The following is an 18,513-nucleotide window of genomic DNA, read 5'->3' as shown; positions in this document are numbered from 1 at the left end:
AGTGAACAGCTTCCGGGTCCTCGCTCGTCACCCGACCAGGGCGAGCACCTCGTCGAGATCGATCCCGTGGGTCGCCTCGACCCACCGGATCCTCGGGTCCGGGCGGAACCAGCTCTCCTGCCGCCGGGCCAACCGCCTCGTCGCCCGGCCGGTCTCGGCGATGGCCTCGGGCTCGGTCGACCGCCCGTCGATGACACTGATCGCCTGGGCGTAGCCGATGGCTCGGCTGGCGGTGAACCCGTCCCGCAAACCCAGGGCAAGCAGGCCCTCGACCTCCCCGCACAGGCCCGTGCGCCACATCTCGTCGACCCGGGCGTCGATCCGCGCGTCGAGGGCAGAGCGGTCCACGGACAGCCCGATGACGACCGCGGGTGCCACGAACTCGCGACTCGGCAGGGAGGCGCTGAACGGTCGACCGGTCAGCTCGATGACCTCGAGCGCGCGGACGACCCGCCTGACGTTGGCGGGTTGGATCTGCGCCGCCGCGGCCGGGTCCTTCTGCAGCAGGAGGCGATGGATGGACTCCGCCCCCATGTCGGACGCCTGCGCCTCGAGGCGGCCGCGCACCGCAGGGTCGGTCGGTGGGATCTCGAGCCGGTCCAGGGCGGCCCGGACGTAGAGGCCGGATCCTCCGACGAGGATGGGCAGACGACCTCGACGCCTGATCTCGGCGATGTCCCGGCGAGCGGACTCCTGGTAGGCCGCCACGCTTGCCTCTTCAGTGACCTCGAGCACATCGAGCTGGTGGTGCGGGATGCCGCGCCGCTCCTCGGGGGTCAACTTGGCGGTACCGATGTCCATGCCACGGTAGAGCTGCATCGCATCGGCATTGATGATCTCGCCGCCGAGGCGCTCAGCGAGATCCAGTCCCAGTCCGCTCTTGCCCGTCGCGGTGGCTCCGACGACGGCGATGATCGGCAGGTTGGCCGGAGCCGTCACATGCCCTCGCTGTGGGCGTGCTCGTGCTCGTGATCGACGTCCTCGTCATGGCCGAACGGGTCTGGGTCCACGCCGGGCATCCACGTGCCACCGGGTTTGCCCCAGCCGTTGCGTTTGACGGCCTTGCGCGCCTTCTTCGACTGACGGTCGTCCAGGCGATCGATGTAGAGGGTGCCGTTGAGGTGGTCGTACTCATGCTGCATGCAGCGCGCGAACCAGCCGGTCGCGTCGAACTCGACCCGCTGCTCGTCGACGTCGAACCCGACGACGTGTGCCGTCGCCGCCCGCTTGAGCGGGAAGGACTCACCCGGCACGGAGAGGCATCCCTCGGTCTCCTCGCGAGGGTCCGGCCGCTCCCGCGGAATGCGCGAGGTGGTCACCGTCGGATTGATCACGTGCCCTTGGACGGGGACGCCGTCCTGGTTCTCCATCTTCCAGACGAAGATTCGGAGACCGACCCCGATCTGCGGAGCAGCCAGGCCGACACCGTTGGCGGCCTCATTCGTCTCGTACATGTCCTGGACGAGAGTGCGCAGGTCCTCGTCGAACTCGGTCACGAGCGCGGCGGGGCGGTGCAGCACCGGGTCGCCGGCGATGACGATGGGTCGAACGGCCATGCCCTGCATCCAAGCACGCGAGTTCGCCGCGCCCCAACCCGTCTTCCACTGGGAAGCCAGCCCAGCGGCATACGACCCCTCCGCAGTCGAGTGAACCACTTCGGGGACGAACCAGCCCGAAATGTGTCCACTCGATCGGAGAGTGGCCAGGCTGGACCTTCAATGGGTGGCGCAAGCGGGTGCAGTGGGCACCGTCACCGGCCGGCCAACCGTGGGGATGCCGAGGCTCACCTTCGGCTTTCCGCTGCTCGCGGGGTCCGCCTGCAGGGCCTCCCATGCGTCCCCGCCTCGGGTCCGACGGACCGCGAAGGGACCACCGGTGAGGGCGGCGTCGGCGACGAGGTGGTGCGGCGCCCCATAGGTCACCCCCACCGTGACGAGGTCGCCGGGGCGCGGGACCGCGGCTCCCTCGGGCACGGCGAAGTGGACGAGCCGGTTGTCGCGGGCCCGGCCGGACAGGCGGTGGGTGGCAACGTCCTTGCGACCCTCGGCAGGCGCGACGAGCACCTCCACTGACTGGCCCTCGATACGCCGGTTCTCCGCCCAGCTGACCTCCTCCTGGAGGGCTATCAGTCGGTCGAACCGCTCCTGGACGACCGCCTTGGGCACCTGGCCGGGCATGGTCGCCGCGGGCGTACCGGGGCGGATGGAGTACTGGAACGTGAAGGCGCTCGAGAAGCGGGCCTCGCGCACGACGTCGAGCGTGCCCTGGAAGTCCTCCTCGGTCTCGCCCGGGAACCCGACGATGATGTCGGTCGTGATCGCGGCGTGCGGGATGTGATCGCGGACGGTATCCAGGATCCGGAGGAACCTGGCGCTGCGATACGAGCGGCGCATGTCCTTCAGGACCTTGTCGGATCCCGACTGGAGCGGCATGTGCAGACTCGGCATGACGTTCGGCGTCTCTGCCATCGCGAGGATGACGTCGTCGGTGAAGGCCGCCGGGTGTGGGCTCGTGAAGCGGACCCGCTCGAGCCCGTCGATCTCGCCGCAGGCGCGCAGCAGTCTGCCGAAGGCGAGCCGGTCGCCGAACTCGACGCCGTAGGTGTTGACGTTCTGCCCCAGCAGGGTGATCTCGACGACGCCCTGTGCCACGAGCGCCTCGATCTCGGCGAGGATCTCGCCCGGGCGGCGGTCCTGCTCCCTGCCCCGAAGGCTCGGCACGATGCAGAAGGTGCACGTGTTGTTGCACCCGACCGAGATCGAGACCCACCCGCTGTAGGCCGAGTCACGCCGCGTCGGGAGCGTCGACGGGAAGGTCTCCAGGCTCTCGAGGATCTCCACCTCGGCGCGCTTGTTGTGCGCCGCCCGGTCCAGCAACGCCGGCAGGGACCCGATGTTGTGCGTGCCGAAGACGACATCGACCCACGGAGCCCGCTCGACGATGGTGCCGCGGTCCTTCTGGGCCATGCAGCCACCGACGGCGATCTGCATCTCTGGGTGCTTCTGCTTGGCCTGGCGGAGCTGGCCCAGGTTGCCGTAGAGCTTGTTGTCGGCGTTCTCCCGCACGGCGCAGGTGTTGAAGACGACGACGTCGGCGACCTCGGGTCGCGCGTCCTGCGGCAGGCTGGCAAGGTCGATGTAGCCCGCCGTCTCGAGCAGGCCGGCGAGGCGCTCGCTGTCGTGCACGTTCATCTGGCAGCCGTGCGTCCGCACGTCGTAGGTCCTGGGCATGGCCTTCCGCATCGTCATGGCCGTCACGGCCGTCATGGCCGTCATGGGCCGTCATGGGCCGTCATGGGCATGGACAAGGGTACGTCGTTCGCGCTCACCGGTTGGACGTCGCGAATCGGGTCGGAGAAGCGCCGAGCTGGACGGCGCAATATTTGACAGTTCAACGAAAGTGCTACATAGTTGTCGTTGAAGGTTCAACCACAACCCCCTAAGGACTGATCATGGGACTGTTCAACCGCAAGGCCGAGGCCACCGAGACCGTCGAGGCCCCTTCCGTCGCCGTCAACGACATCTCCGGCGACTACACGCTCGACCCGAGCCACACGCGCATCGGCTTCTCCGCCCGCCACGCGATGGTGACCAAGGTTCGCGGCAACTTCGAGGAGTTCGAGGGTACCGCCCACGTCGACACGCAGACGCCGGCCAACTCCTCCGTCAAGGTCGTCATCAAGGCCGCCAGCGTCACGACGCACAACGAGCAGCGCGACGGCCACCTCAAGACCCCCGACTTCTTCGACGTCGAGAACTACCCGGAGATCAGCTTCGTCTCGACCAACGTCGAGCGCGATGGCTCCGAGTGGGCCATCACCGGTGACCTGACGATCAACGCGGTCACCAAGTCGATCACCATCCCGTTCGACGAGACCGGTTCCGCAAAGGACCCGTTCGGCAACATCCGCATCGGCTTCGAGGGTGAGACCACCATCGACCGCACCGACTGGGGCCTGACGTTCAACGCGGCCCTGGAGACCGGCGGCGTCCTCGTGAGCGAGAAGGTCAAGCTCGAGTTCGACGTGTCGGCGATCGCACTGGTCCCGTCCCAGGCCTGAGCGACACCGACCACCCAGAGAGGGGCGGGGACCGTATGGTCCCCGCCCCTTTCTCATGCCCAGAAGACCATGCCGTATGCCGCTGGGCCCACCACCCACACCGCGCTCAGTCGCGCTGGTGCTCGGGAGCGTCGTTGATGGCGTCGCGGATGACCGGCCAGGCGACCTCGCCCGAGTAGCCCTTGCGCGCAAGCATGCCCGCGAGGCGGCGCGCCTGGACGTCGGGCGCCAGGCCCGTCATCGTCCGGAGCTTCTTGGCCACGAGCTCCTCGGCCTTGGCGCGCTCGTCGTCGCTGCCCACCTGGCCGAGCGCCTCCTCGGCGGTCTCCTGGTCGATCCCCTGCTTGCGCAGCTCATGGGCCAGACCCTTGCGGGCGAGACCCTTCGTCCCCTGCTTCGAGCGCACGAGCATCTCGGCGTAGGCCTCGTCGTCGACCAGCCCGACCTCGGTCATCCGGTCGAGGACCCGGGCCGCCACCTCCGGATCACAGCCACGCTGGCTCAGCTTGCGCTCGAGCTGCGCCCGGCTGCGCGGGGCCATCGACAGCTGGCGCAGCACGATCGCCCGGGCGACCGACTCGGGATCGGCGTCCGCACGGGTCTGCTCGGGGTCCTCGGGCGGGGGCGTCCACGAACGACGCCCTCGACCTGACCCCTCCGCCGCGGCCAGACCCTCTGCTCTCGCGAGGGCGGCCGCGGCGCGGGCCAGCTTGTCGTCGTGGATCTCGGCCGACACGGTGGCTCAGGCTCAGAACTCGACGGGCACGTCCGCGACGTCGGCGGGCTTGTCCACCTTGGGGCCGACGCCGAGCTTCTCCTTGACCTTCTTCTCGATCTCGTCGGCGAGGTCGGGGTTGTCGCGCAGGAAGTTCCGCGCGTTCTCCTTGCCCTGACCGAGCTGGTCGCCTTCGTACGTGTACCAGGCACCGGCCTTGCGGATGAAGCCGTGCTCGACGCCCATGTCGATGAGGCCGCCCTCACGGGAGATGCCGTGCCCGTAGAGGATGTCGAACTCCGCCTGCTTGAACGGCGGGGACACCTTGTTCTTGACGACCTTGACGCGCGTCCGGTTGCCCACCGGGTCGGTGCCGTCCTTGAGTGTCTCGATGCGACGCACGTCGAGACGGACGGACGCGTAGAACTTCAGCGCCTTGCCACCCGTCGTCGTCTCGGGGCTGTTGTGCACCATGACCCCGTCGACGAAGTAGTTGTGCGTGCCGGCCACCTCGATGTCGAAGCGGTGCATCGAACGCGTCTTTGGCTTGACATGGACGTCGAGGACCCGCGCCGGGACGAGCACCTGGGTCGGGTCGACGAACTCCGGCTTCACGGTGAACTGACCGCGGAAGCGCGGGAGCAACTTGTAGTCCATCGATGGGTGGATGTAGGGCGCGACGATTTCCTGGAAGCGAGTCGACCCCGCAGTCGTCAGCTGGAGCACTGCCTTCTGGGCAGTGCCGCTGAGGAACCACCGTGCCTCGACCCCGTGTGTGTCACGCAGGTAGTCGACGAGACGGTCACGGCTTCCCGAGCTCATCGCCTCGACACCGATCTCGATCCGCCCGCTTCCGCCGGCGGTGCGCTCCTGCAGTCCCTTCGATCGAAGGGTGAAGCACCCGTCGTCCATGTACCAGATCGCGAGGGCGAGGGGCGAGAGCAGCTTGATGACGTCGTCGGTGAGGTGCTTCTTGCCGTCGCCCCAGTACACGACCTCCCGCAGCTCGCCGAGCTCCGGCAGTGGTGTCAGGTCGACGTGGACCGCACCGGTCGGCCGCACTGACCGGCTCTGGCCGATGTTGCCGAGGAGGGCCGCCTTCCAGTCGAGGTAGGCCACCTGCTTCTCCCCATGACCCATCCGGTAGCGAACCCCGCTGCGCCCGTGGGTGTTCGGCGCGAGGTGGCCGTCGCCCATGAGACCACCGAGCACGACCTGCCACTGGTGCCCGCTCAGGCGAGCCGTCTCGTTGACCATGACCCGGTCGCCAGCAATGATCTCGCCTGCCTCGCACCAGCCACCGGGCGTGCGCACCAAGTGGTTCTCGGTTGCCGCGAACTGGGACTTGCCGTTGCCGCCGGACTTGGCGACGGTGAACTGGAGGAACCGCTCGGTCACGCCGTTGTCGAACCAGTTCGTCACGGGCCGCGCGACGATCCGGTTCGTTTCCGGGTCATAGGTCCGCACCTCTACCGGCAGCTTCTGGTTGACGATCTTGCCGATCTTCTCCGTCGTCCCGTCGGCGAGGGTGACCCGGGTGCTGTAGCTCATGCAGCCAAACATGACGCCGATCTTCTCGCGGAGCTGGTTGATGAAGATCGCTGTCGTACCAGTCGTATTCAACGCACCGGTCAGCTTCCGCAATGCTTGGCTCATGAGGCGCGCCTGGAGGCCGACATGGCTGTCGCCCATCTCGCCCTCGATCTCGGCGCGCGGCACGAGTGCGGCGACGGAGTCGATGACGATGATGTCGATCGCCCCCGACCGGATCAGCATGTCCGCGATCTCCAGGGCCTGCTCCCCCGTGTCCGGCTGCGACACGAGAAGCGCGTCGGTGTCGACACCCAGCTTCTTGGCGTAGTCAGGGTCGAGCGCGTGCTCGGCATCGATGAACGCCGCGATCCCGCCCCCCTTCTGCGCATTGGCGACCGCGTGGAGCGCCACAGTCGTCTTTCCACTGCTCTCCGGTCCGTAGATCTCCACGATCCGCCCGCGCGGCAGACCGCCGATCCCGAGGGCGACGTCGAGGGCGATCGACCCCGTCGGGATGACCTCGATGGGTGGGCGCACGTCGTCGCCCAGGCGCATCACGGCGCCCTTGCCGAAGTTCTTCTCGATCTGCCCCATCACGGTGGAGAGGGCTTTGTCCTTGTCCTGCGCCGATGCCATCTCGGTCACCTATCTGCCGTCTGCGCTGCGGTCGTCTACCTTCGACCCCCAGCGACGGCTCGTCCGGTCTCGCTGTCGGGTCAGACGTTAGGTGAGGGCACCGACATCGGGGTGTTCCCACGAGACGGCCTGTGGACGACGTCGAGCATGGCGCCCCACCTGTGGATCACACTACCGAACACGTGTTCGACGCAGTGGAGGTCACCCACGACACGCCGACACCGGCGTATTGACCCGTCACTGCCGACGGACGGCACCCTGGAGCGCTCGGTCGAAAGCGGCATACGTCTCGTCGCCGAAGAGCCAGAAGCGGGACCGCTCGACGACACCGAACTCCGCCATCGCCTCGGCCACCGCACCAATGGCAACGCCCGCGGCCTGCCCCACCGGGTAGCCGTAGATCCCGCACGAGATCGCCGGGAACGCCACCACGGCGCACCCCGCGCCGGCCGCCAGCTCGATGCTCCGTCGATAGCACGACGCCAGCAGCTCAGCCTCTCCGGCACTGCCACCGCGCCAGACCGGTCCCACGGCATGGATGACGTGGCGCACCGGCAGCCGGCCTGCCCCAGTGATCTTCGCGTCGCCGGTCTCGCAGCCGCCGAGCGTGCGGCACTCGGCCAGCAGCTCCGGACCTGCCGTCCGGTGGATCGCCCCGTCCACACCGCCGCCCCCGAGGAGCGACTGGTTGGCCGCGTTGACGATTGCATCCGCCTCCGTGTCGGTCGTGATGTCGCCGCGGAGCAGCTCGATGCCGTATGCCGCTGGGCTCGTTCCCGTCATGGCTTGCCTTCCGGCTGGCTTCCTTGGGCGCCCCGCGCCACGCGGGCGCTACGGCCCAGGCGGCGCTCGGGCGGGACGTCCATGTCGTCGCAGAGGGCCTCCCAGACGGCGCGGGGTGGCTCGCCCTGCTCGAGTGCCTCGAGGACGGTGCGACCACCGAGCGCACCCAGCACGTGGTCCCGGGCCAGCGACCCGGCGTAGGCCTCGCCGAACTCGTCGTTCATCAGGGTCCAGAAGTGGCTCATCCGCACGAGCCGAGTCTGCCACCGAACCGGGAACCGCCATGGCGCGAATCGTCGTCTGACCGTTGCCAAACCCGCTGAGGAGCTGGCGAGGAGGCCGGTAGGGTCGTCCTCGTCCCGCGCGACGGCGGGCTCGATCCAACCAGGGGAAATCACATGAACCAGCCGACCGACGCCTCCATGCCCGAGAACAACCCGCCCCAGCCGGCCCACGGTGGTCCGACGTCGTACACGTTCCCCGGTGCCACCGAGCCGGTCGGGCTCACGGATCCAGTCTCGAGCCAAGGTGGCCCCGCCACCCCGCCCCGCCGCAAGACGAGCCGAGCGCTTCTCGTCGGCGGGGTGGCCACCGTCCTCGTGCTCGGAGTCGGCGGTGCGGTCGCCATCCAACAGCTGAGCGGCAGCGGTCCGCGTCCATCCGACGTCCTGCCGGGCGACACCTTCGGCTACGTCCAGGTGGACATCGACCCCTCTGCCGGCCAGAAGCTCGCGGCGGTGCGCTTCCTCGGCAAGATCCCCGAGATCAAGGACCTCGAGTCGGGCGACACCCGCAAGAAGCTCTGGGACCTCGCCGTCGCCTCGTCGGACGACGACTGCGTCAGGGACTTCGACTTCGCGCGGGACATCGACCCCTGGCTCGGTGACCGCGTCGGCTTCGGGTTGCGCCCCGGAGGCACGGCCGATGACCCGAACGTCGTCGCCGCTCTCCAGGTCAAGGACCAGGACCAGGCCATGTCGACGCTCGGCCGCCTCGCAGACTGCGGCGAGGGAGGCGACCAGGTCGACCTCCGTGCCAAGGACGGCTACGTCCTCGTCACCAAGCACGGGCAGGGCGACGACATGCTCGCGGCGATCGCCAAGGGCACGCTGTCGCAGAACGCGACGTTCAGCGGCGACATGGCTGCTCTCGGCGAGCAGGGTGTCGCCACGACGTGGTGGAACGTCGGGCCGATCGCCAAGGAGTTCTCCTCGGCTCTGCTCTTCGGTGTACGGGGGCCGGACGCCCCGCAGGACCTCGAAGGGCGGGTGGCCGCAGCCTTGCGCTTCGACCCCGGCTACGCCGAGATCGCCGGGATCGCCCGTGGCTTCAGCGGTGCCGCCCAGTCGATCCAGCCCGTGGACGGCGACCTGTCTGAGCTGGCCGCCCTGCCCGAGGACACGCTCGCTGCGGTGCACATCTCCGGCGGGGCGCAGCTCCTGGACCAGGCCTGGCCCCAGCTGAAGAAGCAGATCAATGACGTGGCTTCGTCGGGCGGCATGGACGACCCTCTCGGCGAGATCGAGGACGAGCTCGGTCTCGCCCTGCCTGACGACCTCAAGGTGCTCCTCGGCAGCTCGTTCACGCTCGCCCTGCCGGACCAGGTGTTCGGCAGCGACGTCCCGGCCATCGGCGCCAAGGTCGTGACGAGCGACGCCCAGCGCGCGGAGGAGGTCGTGTCCACGATCGAGGACGCGAGCGGCTCGGCCGGCATTCTGACGAAGAGCGTCGACGGAGACCGGCTCTACGTCGCCACCACCCCGGACTACGTCGACCGGCTCAAGTCGGGCGGGAACCTCGGTGACACCGACGGCTTCAAGGCCGCCGTCGGCGACGCGTCCGACGCCGACTACGCGGTCTACGTGGACCTCGACCGGCTCGAGAAGCTCTACCTCGAGGAGGCCGACGGCGAGACCCGCGCGGCGCTCGAAGCGATGCGCGCCGTCGGCATCTCATCCACGGTGACCGGTCCGGGTGAGGCTGCGTTCGCGTTCCGCCTCGTCGCAAACTGACGGACCACCCGTTGCGGTTCGACGTGGACGCGCCGGATGGTCGCCGGCGTGTTCACCTCAACCGGCGGTGGGAAGAGCTCACGCAGCAGACGCGGCGACGACCTCGTCCGAGGGGACGGGCAGTGTGACGGTGGGGGCGAAGCCCTCGGACTCGGCCATGCGGCTCGAGACATCGATGAGGACCTGGGAAAGCGGCAGTTCGAGGGCGCCGCAGATCGAGGCGAGCAGCTCGGAGGAGGCCTCCTTCTCGCCCCGCTCCACCTCACTGAGGTAGCCCAACGAGACGGAGGCGGTGGCCGAGACCTCACGCAGCGTGCGCCCCTGTGCGCGCCGGCGCTCCCGGAGGACGTCTCCGAGCTCACGTCGCAACAGGGTCATGCCGTCCTCCTCCAGTGGTCGTATCCGTCGTCGTGTCCGTTGGTTAAGTGCGGGAAGCAGGCGCCGCTGTTCCTACCGTACCGCCTGCCCGTCAGGACGGCGCAGGGGTTTGGCCGTCAGCGTCGTGAACCGGGTCGCGCGGCACGGGGCTCTCGCCCTACGCGGCGGGGTACGTCATGACGTCCAGGGCGAGCTCAAGCGCGGCCGCCGCGGCCCCTCTCCGCACGTCGTCGCGCGTACCCTTCAACCGCAACTCCCTCGTGACTGTTCCCCTCGGCCCAGCCACGGCGAGGTGGACGGTGCCGGCCGGCTTCCCCTCGGCAGGTCCCGGCCCGGCCACACCCGTCGTCGAGACGCCCCAGGTCGCACCCAGTCGGAGTCTCGCGCCCTCGGCCATGGCGCGCGCGACGCGCGGGTCCACCGTTCCTGCCTCGGCAACGACTGACGGGGGGACACCGAGGAGCGCAACCTTGACGTCAGCGGCATACGCCACGATGGCGCCGCGGAGCACGAGCGAGGCCCCGGCGGTGTCCGCGATCGTGGCCGAGACGAGCCCGGCCGTCAGCGACTCCGCGCACGCGATGGTCTCACCCACGGCCGTGAGGTGGGAGACGATGCGCTCGGAGAGGCTCCGGCGGTCGGTCACCGGGTACTCACGGCAGACCGTCCGAGCGCCTGCTGGCCCTTGCCGCGCGCCGCACCCGGGTCCGCTCGCTGTTCTCCCGCAGGCTCAGCGCCTGGGAGACGTAGTCGGCCCCCGAGACGACCGTGACGACGAGCGCGGCCGCGAGGATCCCGTGGGCCAGCCACGTCCAGAGCTCACCGAGTGGGAACACCCAGAGGGGCAGGGTGAGGCCGCCGAGGGCGAGGGTCTGGAGCATCGTCTTGAGCTTGCCGCCGCGCCCAGCGGGGAGCACGCCGTGGCGGATGACGATGAAGCGGAGCAGCGTGATCCCGATCTCGCGAACGAGGATGACGATCGTCACCCACCACCAGATCAGCCCGAGCACCGACAGCCCGATGAAGGCGGTCCCGGTCAGGGCCTTGTCGGCGATCGGGTCCGCGACCTTGCCGAAGTTGGTGATCTGGCCGTTGCGTCGCGCGAGGCGCCCGTCTACCCAGTCGGTCACCGCGGCGAGCGCGAACACGACGAACGCCCAGAAGCGCCACCACGGATCGGCCCCACCGTCATGGAGCAGGAGCACCGCGTAGACCGGCACGAGCAGGAAACGCAGCACGGTCAGCGCATTGGGAATGTTCCAGTCCGTGGGGCGTGGCGAGGGGCCCTCACCGTGCGGGAGCAGGGGCGGCTCCATCATCGCCACTCCGCGACGAGGTCGATGCCCTCCGTGGCCACGACGACGGCGGGCACGAGGTCGCCCACTGCCGCCTGCCGCCCGTGGCCAGCCTCCACATACGTGACGCCATCGACGTCGGGGCCCTGGAAGGCCGCCCGTCCGACGACCCGTCCGTCCTCCGCGTCGACCTCTTCCACGAGGACCTCGACGGCCTCGCCGATCCGCTCCTCGGCACGCTGCGCGTTGAGCTCCTCGACGAGACGCGTGACGCGGTCGACGCGCTCGGCGATGACCTCTGACGGCAGCTTCTCGGCGTAGGTTTCCGCCTCGGTCCCGTCCTCGTCCGAGTAGCCGAACACGCCGACCACATCGAGCCCGCCCTCGGTCAGGAAGGCCTCCAGCTCCTCGAGGTCCGGCTCCGCCTCGCCGGGGAAGCCGACGATGACGTTGCACCGGATCCCGGCCTCGGGAGCAGTCGCCCGCACGCGCGCCAGCAGGTCGAGGAAGGCCTCGCGCGAGCCGAAGCGCCGCATGCGCCGCAGCACCGGCTCGGACGCGTGCTGGAAGGAGATGTCGTAGTAGGGCACGACGCCCGGAGTCCGTGCCATCGCCTCGAGCAACCCCGGCCGGATCTCGGCGGGCTGGAGATAGCTGATCCGCACCCGCTCGATCCCGTCCACCGCGGTCAGCTCCGGCAGCAGCTTCTCGAGCAGCCCCAGGTCCCCCAGGTCCTTGCCATAGGAGGTCGAGTTCTCGGAGACGAGGAAGAGCTCCTTGACACCTCGGGCCGCGAGCCACCGCGCCTCCGCGAGGACGTCGGCGGGCGGGCGGGAGACGAAGGCCCCCCGGAACATCGGGATCGCGCAGAAGGAGCAGCGCCGGTCGCACCCTGATGCGATCTTCAGCGGTGCCCACGGCCGTCCGTCGAGGCGGGCACGGACCACGCGCGGACCGCTCGCGGGTGCGGGACCCGGCTCAGCGGCATACGACAGGGTGTTGTGTCCGGGAAGCGCGACCTGCACCGCCATGTCCTGCCGCGCCACGGGCGAGAGGGGAAGCAGGCGTCGCCGGTCGCCGGGCGCATGGCTGGGCACGTGTCCACCGCCCAGGATCGTCCGCAGATGCGTGGACAGGTCCCGGTACGAGTCGAATCCGAGCACCGCATCGGCCTCCGGCAGCTGCTCGGCGAGGTCCTTGCCGTACCGTTCGGCCAGACAGCCGACCGCGACGACGGCCCGGGTGCGGCCGTCCTCCTTGAGGTCCGAGGCCTCGAGCAGGGCATCGATGGAGTCCTTCTTGGCCTGCTCGACGAAGCCGCACGTGTTGACGACCGCGACGTCCGCCTCCGCAGCGTCGTCGACGAGCGTCCACCCCTCCGCCTGCAGCCGGCCCGCCAGCTCCTCCGAGTCGACCTCGTTGCGGGTGCACCCCAGGGTGACGAGGGCGACACTCCGGGACGGGGCCGCGGCGGGAGGGGTCATGCGCCCCACTCTAGATGGGCCGGTGTTCAATGGCTGAATGCCCGACGCCCTGGCCCGTGCGCACGCACTCCTCGCCGAGCACCCGCTCCTGGACGGCCACAACGACCTCCCGTGGGAGGCCAGGGTGCAGGCCCGCTACGACTTCGAGCGCCTCGACATCTCCGCGCCCGTGGCCTCGACGGCCACCGACCTGCCCCGCCTCCGAGCGGGCGGTGTCGGCGGCCAGTTCTGGTCCGTGTTCGTGCCCAGCAGCCTCCAGGGCGACGCCGCGGTGACCGCCACGCTCGAACAGATCGACGGCGTCCACCACATGATCAGGTCGTATGCCGCTGAGCTCGCTCTCGCGCGGACCGCGGCAGACGTCGACGTGGCCAGGTCCCAAGGGCGAATCGCCTCGCTCCTCGGCGCGGAGGGTGGCCACTCGATCGGCTGCTCGCTCGCCACGCTGCGGGCGCTCCATGTCCTCGGGGTGCGGTATCTCACGCTGACGCACAACGACAACGTGCCCTGGGCCGACTCCGCCACGGACGTCCCGGCCGTGGGCGGGCTCACGGCGTTCGGCCGCGAGGTGGTGCGGGAGCTGAACCGGATCGGGATGATGGTCGACCTCAGCCACGTCGCGACATCGACGATGCGGCAGGCCCTCGAGGTGAGCGTTGCCCCGGTGATCTTCAGCCACTCCTCCGCCCGGGCGCTCTGTGACTCACCGCGCAACGTGCCCGACGACGTCCTCGAGGCCCTGCGGGACAACGGTGGCGTGTGCATGGTGACCTTCGTCCCCGAGTTCGTCTCCCCTGCGACCGCAGAGTGGCGCCTCGAAGCGGCGGCCGCAGCCGCAGGGGCGGGCGTCGACGCCAAGGACTGGGTAGCCTTCCAGCGCTTCGCCACCGACTACCGGCGGGAGCACCCCAAGCCCGACGCAACGATCGAGGACGTCGTCGCCCACCTCGAGCACGTGCGCGACGTCGCGGGTATCGACCACGTGGGAATCGGAGGGGACTACGACGGCACCGACACCTATCCGGTGGGGCTCGAGGACGTGAGCGGCTACCCGCGGCTCGTCGCTGCGCTGGTCGAGCGCACGTGGTCGGATGCGGACATCGCGCAGCTCGCCCGCGGCAACACCCTGCGGGTCATGCGGGACGTCGAGGCCGTCTCGCGGCACCTGTCGGTAGCGCGGGGACCCAGTCTCAGGACGATCGAGGAGCTCGACGGCTGACTCCTCCTCGTCGCCCGGGCGGAGTCCGCCGATCAGGTCCCGAGCCTGATGCCCAGCCCGAGGAGGCACACGACATCGAGGACCACTCGGCAGGAAGGGCGCGGTCACCGACTACTGGCGGAATCGGGCGATGGTGAGGCCGACGAGGCGAGCGACGACGAGCGCGACGTAGAGCATGCCCGTGATCATCTGGAGCATGATGAACGACCGCGCGTGTGGCGTCACCGCGGAGATGTCGGACAGGCCGGTGGACGTCATCGTCGTGATGGACAGGTAGAGCAGCTCGTACCACGATCGCTCACCCGGCAGGGCCTCGCCGTAGATCGTGAAGGAGTTCGGCCAGATCATCTGGACCGCGACGTAGAGGTAGGCGAAACCCCAGGCCACCACCGTGAACGTCGCGCCAGTGGCGAAGAGCTCGTCGCGCGTCACCCAGTTGTCGGCGAACATGTACCGGAGCAGCCCGTAGCCCGTGTAGAAGTAGAAGAGCGCGTGCAGCAGCGAGCTCCAGAAGAGGACCGGGTCGCTGTCGGGCCAGACCGCTTCGGCGATGGTCAGGGCGACCACGGGGACGCCGATGACCGCCGCCACCCAGGTGTGCGCGGGCGTCGCCTGGACGGCGCGGATGGCGAGGAACAGCACGACGAGGCCGACGAGGCCGAAGAGCATCCGACCGAACTCGCGGAACTCACCGAGCGTCGCGGTCTCCATGAACGGGTACGCGAGCAGGGCGACGAGCTGAACTCCCAGCAGCACGGCGCAGGGGGTCTCGACGAAGCCTCGACGGAGCCGGTCCCAGCGGGTCGGTGGTCCGGCCCGACGCGAGGTCGACGGCCAGAGCTCCAGTGATGCGCTCACGACGCCGACTCTAGCCCGCAGGGGCCCCCGACGGGATCCCCTGCGCGAGAGGCCGGACGCCGTCGCCGCCCCCCGAAACGGGTTCACTCGATCAGGGCAGGGTGGGCCGCGAGCCGGCCCAGCGGCATACGGCCACTTCCCCAGACGATCGAAAGAACAGCATTCGGGGCGAGTTCGCCCCGAAACGTGTTCACTCGATCAGGCCAGGGTGCCACGCCGACGCCTCCTCAGCGCTCGTCGCGCCGATCGGTCAGCTGCCAGGCATCCTCCGACTCGTCGTCGTCCTCGGTGGCGACCGGGGTCAGGTCACCCGGCTGCCAGGCTGCGACCGGGCCGCTGGACAGGTCGTCGAGGTCCTCTCCGTGCGCACGGCGCTGGCCGCGCTGGACGACGATCGCCGCCGTGCGCACCTGGCCATCTCCGACGGGGGGCATGGGGTCGGATGCCGCTGGGCTGGGCTCGCCTGCGACCCCCTCCTCAGCAGCCCCGTCCTCCACCTGCTGCCGCTCGACGATGCTCGGGTCGGCGGCAAACGGCACGGGCTCCTCGGCTGGGTCGACCGGCTCGTTGGGGTGCGGGACGTCCTCGCCGCGCAGCAGCGCCAAGGTCTGCTCCAGGTCGTCCGGTCGGACGAGCACGTCGCGCGCCTTCGACCCCTCGCTCGGGCCGACGACCCCGCGAGACTCGAGCAGGTCCATGAGGCGCCCCGCCTTGGCGAAGCCGACGCGCAGCTTGCGCTGGAGCATCGACGTCGACCCGAACTGGGTCGTCACGACGAGCTCGGTCGCCTGCAGCAGCACGTCCAGGTCATCGCCGATGTCATCGTCGATCTGCTTCCTGGGCTGGGCGACGGTGACGTTCTCGACGTAGTTCGGCTTGAGCTGGGTGGTGACGCGTCCCACCACCTCGTGGATCTCCGACTCGTTGACCCATGCACCCTGGACGCGCATCGGCTTGCTGGCGCCCATGGGGAGGAAGAGGGCGTCCCCCTGGCCGATCAGCTTCTCCGCTCCTGGCTGGTCGAGGACGACCCGCGAGTCGGCGAGAGAGCTCGTCGCGAAGGCCATCCGCGACGGGACGTTGGCCTTGATGAGGCCGGTCACGACGTCGACGGAGGGCCGCTGGGTGGCGAGCACGAGGTGGATGCCTGCTGCCCGAGCGAGCTGCGTGATGCGGACGACCGACTCCTCGACGTCGCGGGGCGCGACCATCATCAGGTCCGCCAGCTCGTCGACGACGACGAGCAGGTAGGGGTAGGTGGTCAGCTGCCGCTCGGAACCCGGCAACGGCTTGACCTTGCCCGCGCGAACGGCCTTGTTGAAGTCGTCGACGTGCTTGAACCCGAACGCCGCCAGGTCGTCGTAGCGCTGGTCCATCTCGCGAACCACCCACTGCAGCGCCTCCGCCGCCTTCTTGGGGCTGGTGATGATCGGGGTGATCAGGTGCGGGATGCCTTCGTACGCGGTCAGCTCCACCCGCTTGGGGTCGACGAGGACGAGGCGCACCTCTTCGGGCGTGGAACGCATGAGGATCGAGGTGATCATCGAGTTGACGAAGCTCGACTTGCCGGAGCCGGTGGCGCCCGCGACCAGCAGGTGCGGCATCTTGGCGAGATTCGCGATGACGTAGGCGCCCTCGACGTCCTTGCCGACCCCCATGACCATGGGGTGCTCGTTGGACCGGGCGGTGTGGCTGCGCAGCACATCACCGAGCGCGACGTTCTCACGGTCGGCGTTGGGGATCTCGATCCCGATCGCGCTCTTGCCCGGGATCGGGCTGAGGATGCGCACGTCCGCGGAGGCAACCGCGTAGGCGATGTTCCTGGAGAGCGCCGTGACGCGTTCGACCTTCGTCCCGGAACCGAGCTCGACCTCGTAGCGCGTCACCGTCGGACCGCGGGTGAAGCCGGTGACGGCGGCGTCGATGTCGAACTGCTCGAAGACATGGGTGAGCGACTCGACGACCTTGTCGTTCGCCTGGCTGCGCGTCTTGTGCGGCGCGCCATGAGCCAGCATCGCGAGGTCCGGCAGGTGGTAGGTGACATCGCCCTGCAGAGAGAGCTGCTCGACACGTGCCGGCATCGTCGACGTCGGAGGCGGCGCGAGGTCCGGCTTGGAGCCCGTCTGCGTGTCCGGGGCACCGTGGGTCCGGGGGTCGGTGGCGTCGATCGCCTGGGATGAGCTGGACACACCCGATGGACGCGGCGCGAGCAGCCCGGGCGCCGTGGGGCGTTTCTCGCCGGGCCGCAGCTGCAGCGTCTGCTCGTCCTCGGCGCCGCGCGTCGCGGCCTGACGGAAGGCCTCGTCGCCCTCACGCTCCGACAGGTCCACCGCTTTGCGTCGGCCCCGCTTGGCGACCCCCTCCGCGGCCTCGTCCTGGGCCTGCTCCGACGGGTGGTCGCGGTGCAGGACGAGCTCACGCAGCTGGCGCAGTCGGTGCGGGATGAGGCTGACCGGAGTCGCCGTGATCACGAGCAGGCCGAAGCTGCCGAGCAGGATGAGGATCGCCAGGGCTCCGTACTGCGACACCGCCGCTGCGAGCGGGCTCGACGCGAGGAAGCCGATGATGCCTCCCGCCGCTCGCATCCCGTCGGCCCCGTCCGGCGGGTTGGGGATCCCGTCGCTGAGATGCGCGAGGCCGCATGACGCGAAGGTCAGCGCGATGGTGCCGACGATGATGCGGTTGGTTGCCGCCTCGTCCTCGGGAGCGCGTAGCAGGCGCAGACCGAGCGCGAGCAGCACCAGGGGGACGGCATAGGCGATGCGGCCGAACGTGCCCGCGAAGACTGCGTGGACGACCTGACCGAAGACGCCGTCGACGCCCCACCACTCGCGAGCCGCGACGACGATGGCCAGCGCGATGAGGGCGAAGCCGAGCCCGTCGCGACGATGCTGCGGCTCCAGCTCGCGCGCGCTCGTGCCCACCCGGCGAACCGCACCACCCGCGACGTGCGAGACCCCCATCCAGGTGTTGCGCACCGCCCGCAACGGCAACGGGAGCCCGCCGCCCTTGGCCTTGGCCCGTGGCGCCGGCCGCTTCGTCGTGCGTCCGCCGCCGCGCCCAGTGCTCGATCGGGACGATGCCCCTTGGCCACGCCCGGAGCCGGACCCCCGGGAACCGGTCGCCGCACGGCTCGTTGCCGAGGTGCTCGAGCGCGCACTGCTGGACCCACGTGTCGCCATGCTGGCACGGTACGTCAATGCCACGCTGAACTCACGCGTCACACGCGCACCACGGCCACTTCGATCCTGACCGGGCACCTGTCAGGCACCCGGCGGACGGACAGCGAGAGCGAGCTCAGCGGCATACGGCATCACTGTGGTGTCTCAGATGGCAACACGTGGCCGACTGGCGGTGGACAGCCGAGGAGGGCGGTGTCTATCGTCATCGACAGGTCATGAGCGCCAGCGACAAGCCCCGGCTAGCTGGCCAGCAACCCTCCTCCGCGGTGGGGTGCTCCGGGTGACGACCAGGCCGTCCTCGCCACGTCCGTCATGTCCGTGGCACCCGAGGCGGCAAGCGCGGACCCGCATCCGGTGG

Annotated in this window: 15 protein-coding genes, 3 pseudogenes and 1 riboswitch; of the genes and pseudogenes, 3 read left to right on the top strand and 15 right to left on the bottom strand. The window is 69.6% G+C overall.

Annotation, left to right across the window (positions count from 1 at the left end; genetic code table 11):
- Positions 1–27 precede the first annotated feature (27 nt).
- From miaA to miaB, 3 genes are all read right to left on the bottom strand, one after another.
- On the bottom strand, positions 28–939 hold the full coding sequence (gene miaA, locus VJN29_RS06040) for a tRNA (adenosine(37)-N6)-dimethylallyltransferase MiaA (RefSeq protein WP_324142682.1): 912 nt from the start codon (positions 937–939) through the stop codon (positions 28–30).
- Positions 936–1,556 carry a peptide deformylase gene (gene def, locus VJN29_RS06035; RefSeq protein WP_324142681.1) on the bottom strand — a complete coding sequence of 207 codons (621 nt, stop codon included), beginning with the start codon at positions 1,554–1,556 and terminating at the stop codon, positions 936–938. The genes miaA and def overlap by 4 nt, the downstream gene beginning before the upstream one ends.
- Before the next feature lie 159 nt (positions 1,557–1,715).
- Positions 1,716–3,275 carry a tRNA (N6-isopentenyl adenosine(37)-C2)-methylthiotransferase MiaB gene (miaB, locus tag VJN29_RS06030; RefSeq protein WP_324142680.1) on the bottom strand — a complete coding sequence of 520 codons (1,560 nt, stop codon included), beginning with the start codon at positions 3,273–3,275 and terminating at the stop codon, positions 1,716–1,718.
- Between the two features lie 176 nt (positions 3,276–3,451).
- On the opposite strand from miaB, the gene VJN29_RS06025 reads away from it, so the two are divergent.
- Positions 3,452–4,060, top strand: a complete 609-nt coding sequence (locus tag VJN29_RS06025) for a YceI family protein (RefSeq protein WP_324142679.1) — start codon at positions 3,452–3,454, stop codon at positions 4,058–4,060.
- 106 nt (positions 4,061–4,166) lie between these two features.
- Here the strand turns inward: VJN29_RS06025 and VJN29_RS06020 are convergent, their stop codons facing one another.
- From VJN29_RS06020 to VJN29_RS05995, 6 genes and pseudogenes are all read right to left on the bottom strand, one after another.
- On the bottom strand, positions 4,167–4,730 hold the full coding sequence (locus tag VJN29_RS06020) for a regulatory protein RecX (protein WP_414654327.1): 564 nt from the start codon (positions 4,728–4,730) through the stop codon (positions 4,167–4,169).
- A gap of 78 nt (positions 4,731–4,808) precedes the next feature.
- Positions 4,809–5,375 (bottom strand): annotated as a pseudogene (locus VJN29_RS06015) (recombinase RecA); the annotation flags it as partial.
- A 102-nt stretch (positions 5,376–5,477) separates the two neighbouring features.
- A pseudogene (locus tag VJN29_RS06010) lies at positions 5,478–6,089 on the bottom strand (recombinase RecA); the annotation flags it as partial.
- Positions 6,090–6,092: 3 nt separating this feature from the next.
- A pseudogene (gene recA / locus VJN29_RS06005) lies at positions 6,093–6,944 on the bottom strand (recombinase RecA); the annotation flags it as partial.
- 237 nt (positions 6,945–7,181) lie between these two features.
- Positions 7,182–7,727 (bottom strand): O-acetyl-ADP-ribose deacetylase, encoded by a 546-nt coding sequence (locus VJN29_RS06000; RefSeq protein ID WP_324142677.1) that lies wholly within the window; start codon positions 7,725–7,727, stop codon positions 7,182–7,184.
- Entirely contained in the window at positions 7,724–7,978 is a 255-nt protein-coding gene (locus tag VJN29_RS05995; protein ID WP_414654326.1) for a DUF3046 domain-containing protein, read from the bottom strand. The genes VJN29_RS06000 and VJN29_RS05995 overlap by 4 nt, the downstream gene beginning before the upstream one ends.
- A gap of 147 nt (positions 7,979–8,125) precedes the next feature.
- On the opposite strand from VJN29_RS05995, the gene VJN29_RS05990 reads away from it, so the two are divergent.
- Positions 8,126–9,739: a DUF3352 domain-containing protein gene (locus tag VJN29_RS05990; protein ID WP_324142676.1), complete on the top strand. Its 1,614-nt coding sequence runs from the start codon at positions 8,126–8,128 to the stop codon at positions 9,737–9,739.
- 78 nt (positions 9,740–9,817) lie between these two features.
- Here the strand turns inward: VJN29_RS05990 and VJN29_RS05985 are convergent, their stop codons facing one another.
- The 4 genes from VJN29_RS05985 to rimO all read right to left on the bottom strand — a co-directional run bounded on the left by VJN29_RS05985 (position 9,818) and on the right by rimO (position 12,896).
- Positions 9,818–10,117, bottom strand: coding sequence for a helix-turn-helix transcriptional regulator (locus tag VJN29_RS05985; RefSeq protein ID WP_324142675.1), 300 nt, complete (start codon positions 10,115–10,117; stop codon positions 9,818–9,820).
- A gap of 157 nt (positions 10,118–10,274) precedes the next feature.
- Positions 10,275–10,763, bottom strand: a complete 489-nt coding sequence (locus VJN29_RS05980; protein ID WP_324142674.1) for a nicotinamide-nucleotide amidohydrolase family protein — start codon at positions 10,761–10,763, stop codon at positions 10,275–10,277.
- Positions 10,764–10,770: 7 nt separating this feature from the next.
- Entirely contained in the window at positions 10,771–11,433 is a 663-nt protein-coding gene (gene pgsA, locus VJN29_RS05975; protein ID WP_324142731.1) for a CDP-diacylglycerol--glycerol-3-phosphate 3-phosphatidyltransferase, read from the bottom strand.
- Complete coding sequence (gene rimO / locus VJN29_RS05970) at positions 11,433–12,896, bottom strand: 30S ribosomal protein S12 methylthiotransferase RimO (protein WP_324142673.1); 1,464 nt, start codon at positions 12,894–12,896, stop codon at positions 11,433–11,435. The genes pgsA and rimO overlap by 1 nt, the downstream gene beginning before the upstream one ends.
- 37 nt (positions 12,897–12,933) lie before the next feature.
- On the opposite strand from rimO, the gene VJN29_RS05965 reads away from it, so the two are divergent.
- Positions 12,934–14,115, top strand: a complete 1,182-nt coding sequence (locus VJN29_RS05965) for a dipeptidase (RefSeq protein ID WP_324142671.1) — start codon at positions 12,934–12,936, stop codon at positions 14,113–14,115.
- A gap of 111 nt (positions 14,116–14,226) precedes the next feature.
- On the opposite strand, the gene VJN29_RS05960 is transcribed toward VJN29_RS05965, so the two are convergent.
- Together VJN29_RS05960 and VJN29_RS05955 are read right to left on the bottom strand one after the other, a co-directional pair.
- Positions 14,227–14,973: an ion channel gene (locus VJN29_RS05960; protein WP_324142670.1), complete on the bottom strand. Its 747-nt coding sequence runs from the start codon at positions 14,971–14,973 to the stop codon at positions 14,227–14,229.
- Positions 14,974–15,200: 227 nt separating this feature from the next.
- A complete protein-coding gene (locus VJN29_RS05955; RefSeq protein WP_324142669.1) occupies positions 15,201–18,155 on the bottom strand; it encodes an FtsK/SpoIIIE family DNA translocase in 2,955 nt (984 codons plus the stop codon).
- A 211-nt stretch (positions 18,156–18,366) separates the two neighbouring features.
- Positions 18,367–18,501: riboswitch (SAM riboswitch) on the top strand.
- Positions 18,502–18,513 lie beyond the last annotated feature (12 nt).

The organism is Intrasporangium sp. (assembly GCF_035280925.1).
In the GTDB taxonomy this organism is placed as follows: domain Bacteria; phylum Actinomycetota; class Actinomycetes; order Actinomycetales; family Dermatophilaceae; genus Intrasporangium.
Note: the sequence above shows the minus strand (reverse complement) of the source record. Positions and strands in the feature narration are given on the sequence as shown.

Bases quoted from the DNA above. Each gene is read 5' to 3' on its own strand.
- def (WP_324142681.1), bottom strand. From the start codon at position 1,556: ATGGCCGTTCGACCCATCGTCATCGCCGGCGACCCGGTGCTGCACCGC.
- miaB (WP_324142680.1), bottom strand. From the start codon at position 3,275: ATGACGGCCATGACGGCCGTGACGGCCATGACGATGCGGAAGGCCATG.
- VJN29_RS06025 (WP_324142679.1), top strand. From the start codon at position 3,452: ATGGGACTGTTCAACCGCAAGGCCGAGGCCACCGAGACCGTCGAGGCC.
- VJN29_RS06000 (WP_324142677.1), bottom strand. From the start codon at position 7,727: ATGACGGGAACGAGCCCAGCGGCATACGGCATCGAGCTGCTCCGCGGC.
- VJN29_RS05990 (WP_324142676.1), top strand. From the start codon at position 8,126: ATGAACCAGCCGACCGACGCCTCCATGCCCGAGAACAACCCGCCCCAG.
- VJN29_RS05985 (WP_324142675.1), bottom strand. From the start codon at position 10,117: ATGACCCTGTTGCGACGTGAGCTCGGAGACGTCCTCCGGGAGCGCCGG.
- pgsA (WP_324142731.1), bottom strand. From the start codon at position 11,433: ATGGAGCCGCCCCTGCTCCCGCACGGTGAGGGCCCCTCGCCACGCCCC.
- rimO (WP_324142673.1), bottom strand. From the start codon at position 12,896: ATGACCCCTCCCGCCGCGGCCCCGTCCCGGAGTGTCGCCCTCGTCACC.
- VJN29_RS05965 (WP_324142671.1), top strand. From the start codon at position 12,934: ATGCCCGACGCCCTGGCCCGTGCGCACGCACTCCTCGCCGAGCACCCG.
- VJN29_RS05955 (WP_324142669.1), bottom strand. From the start codon at position 18,155: ATGGCGACACGTGGGTCCAGCAGTGCGCGCTCGAGCACCTCGGCAACG.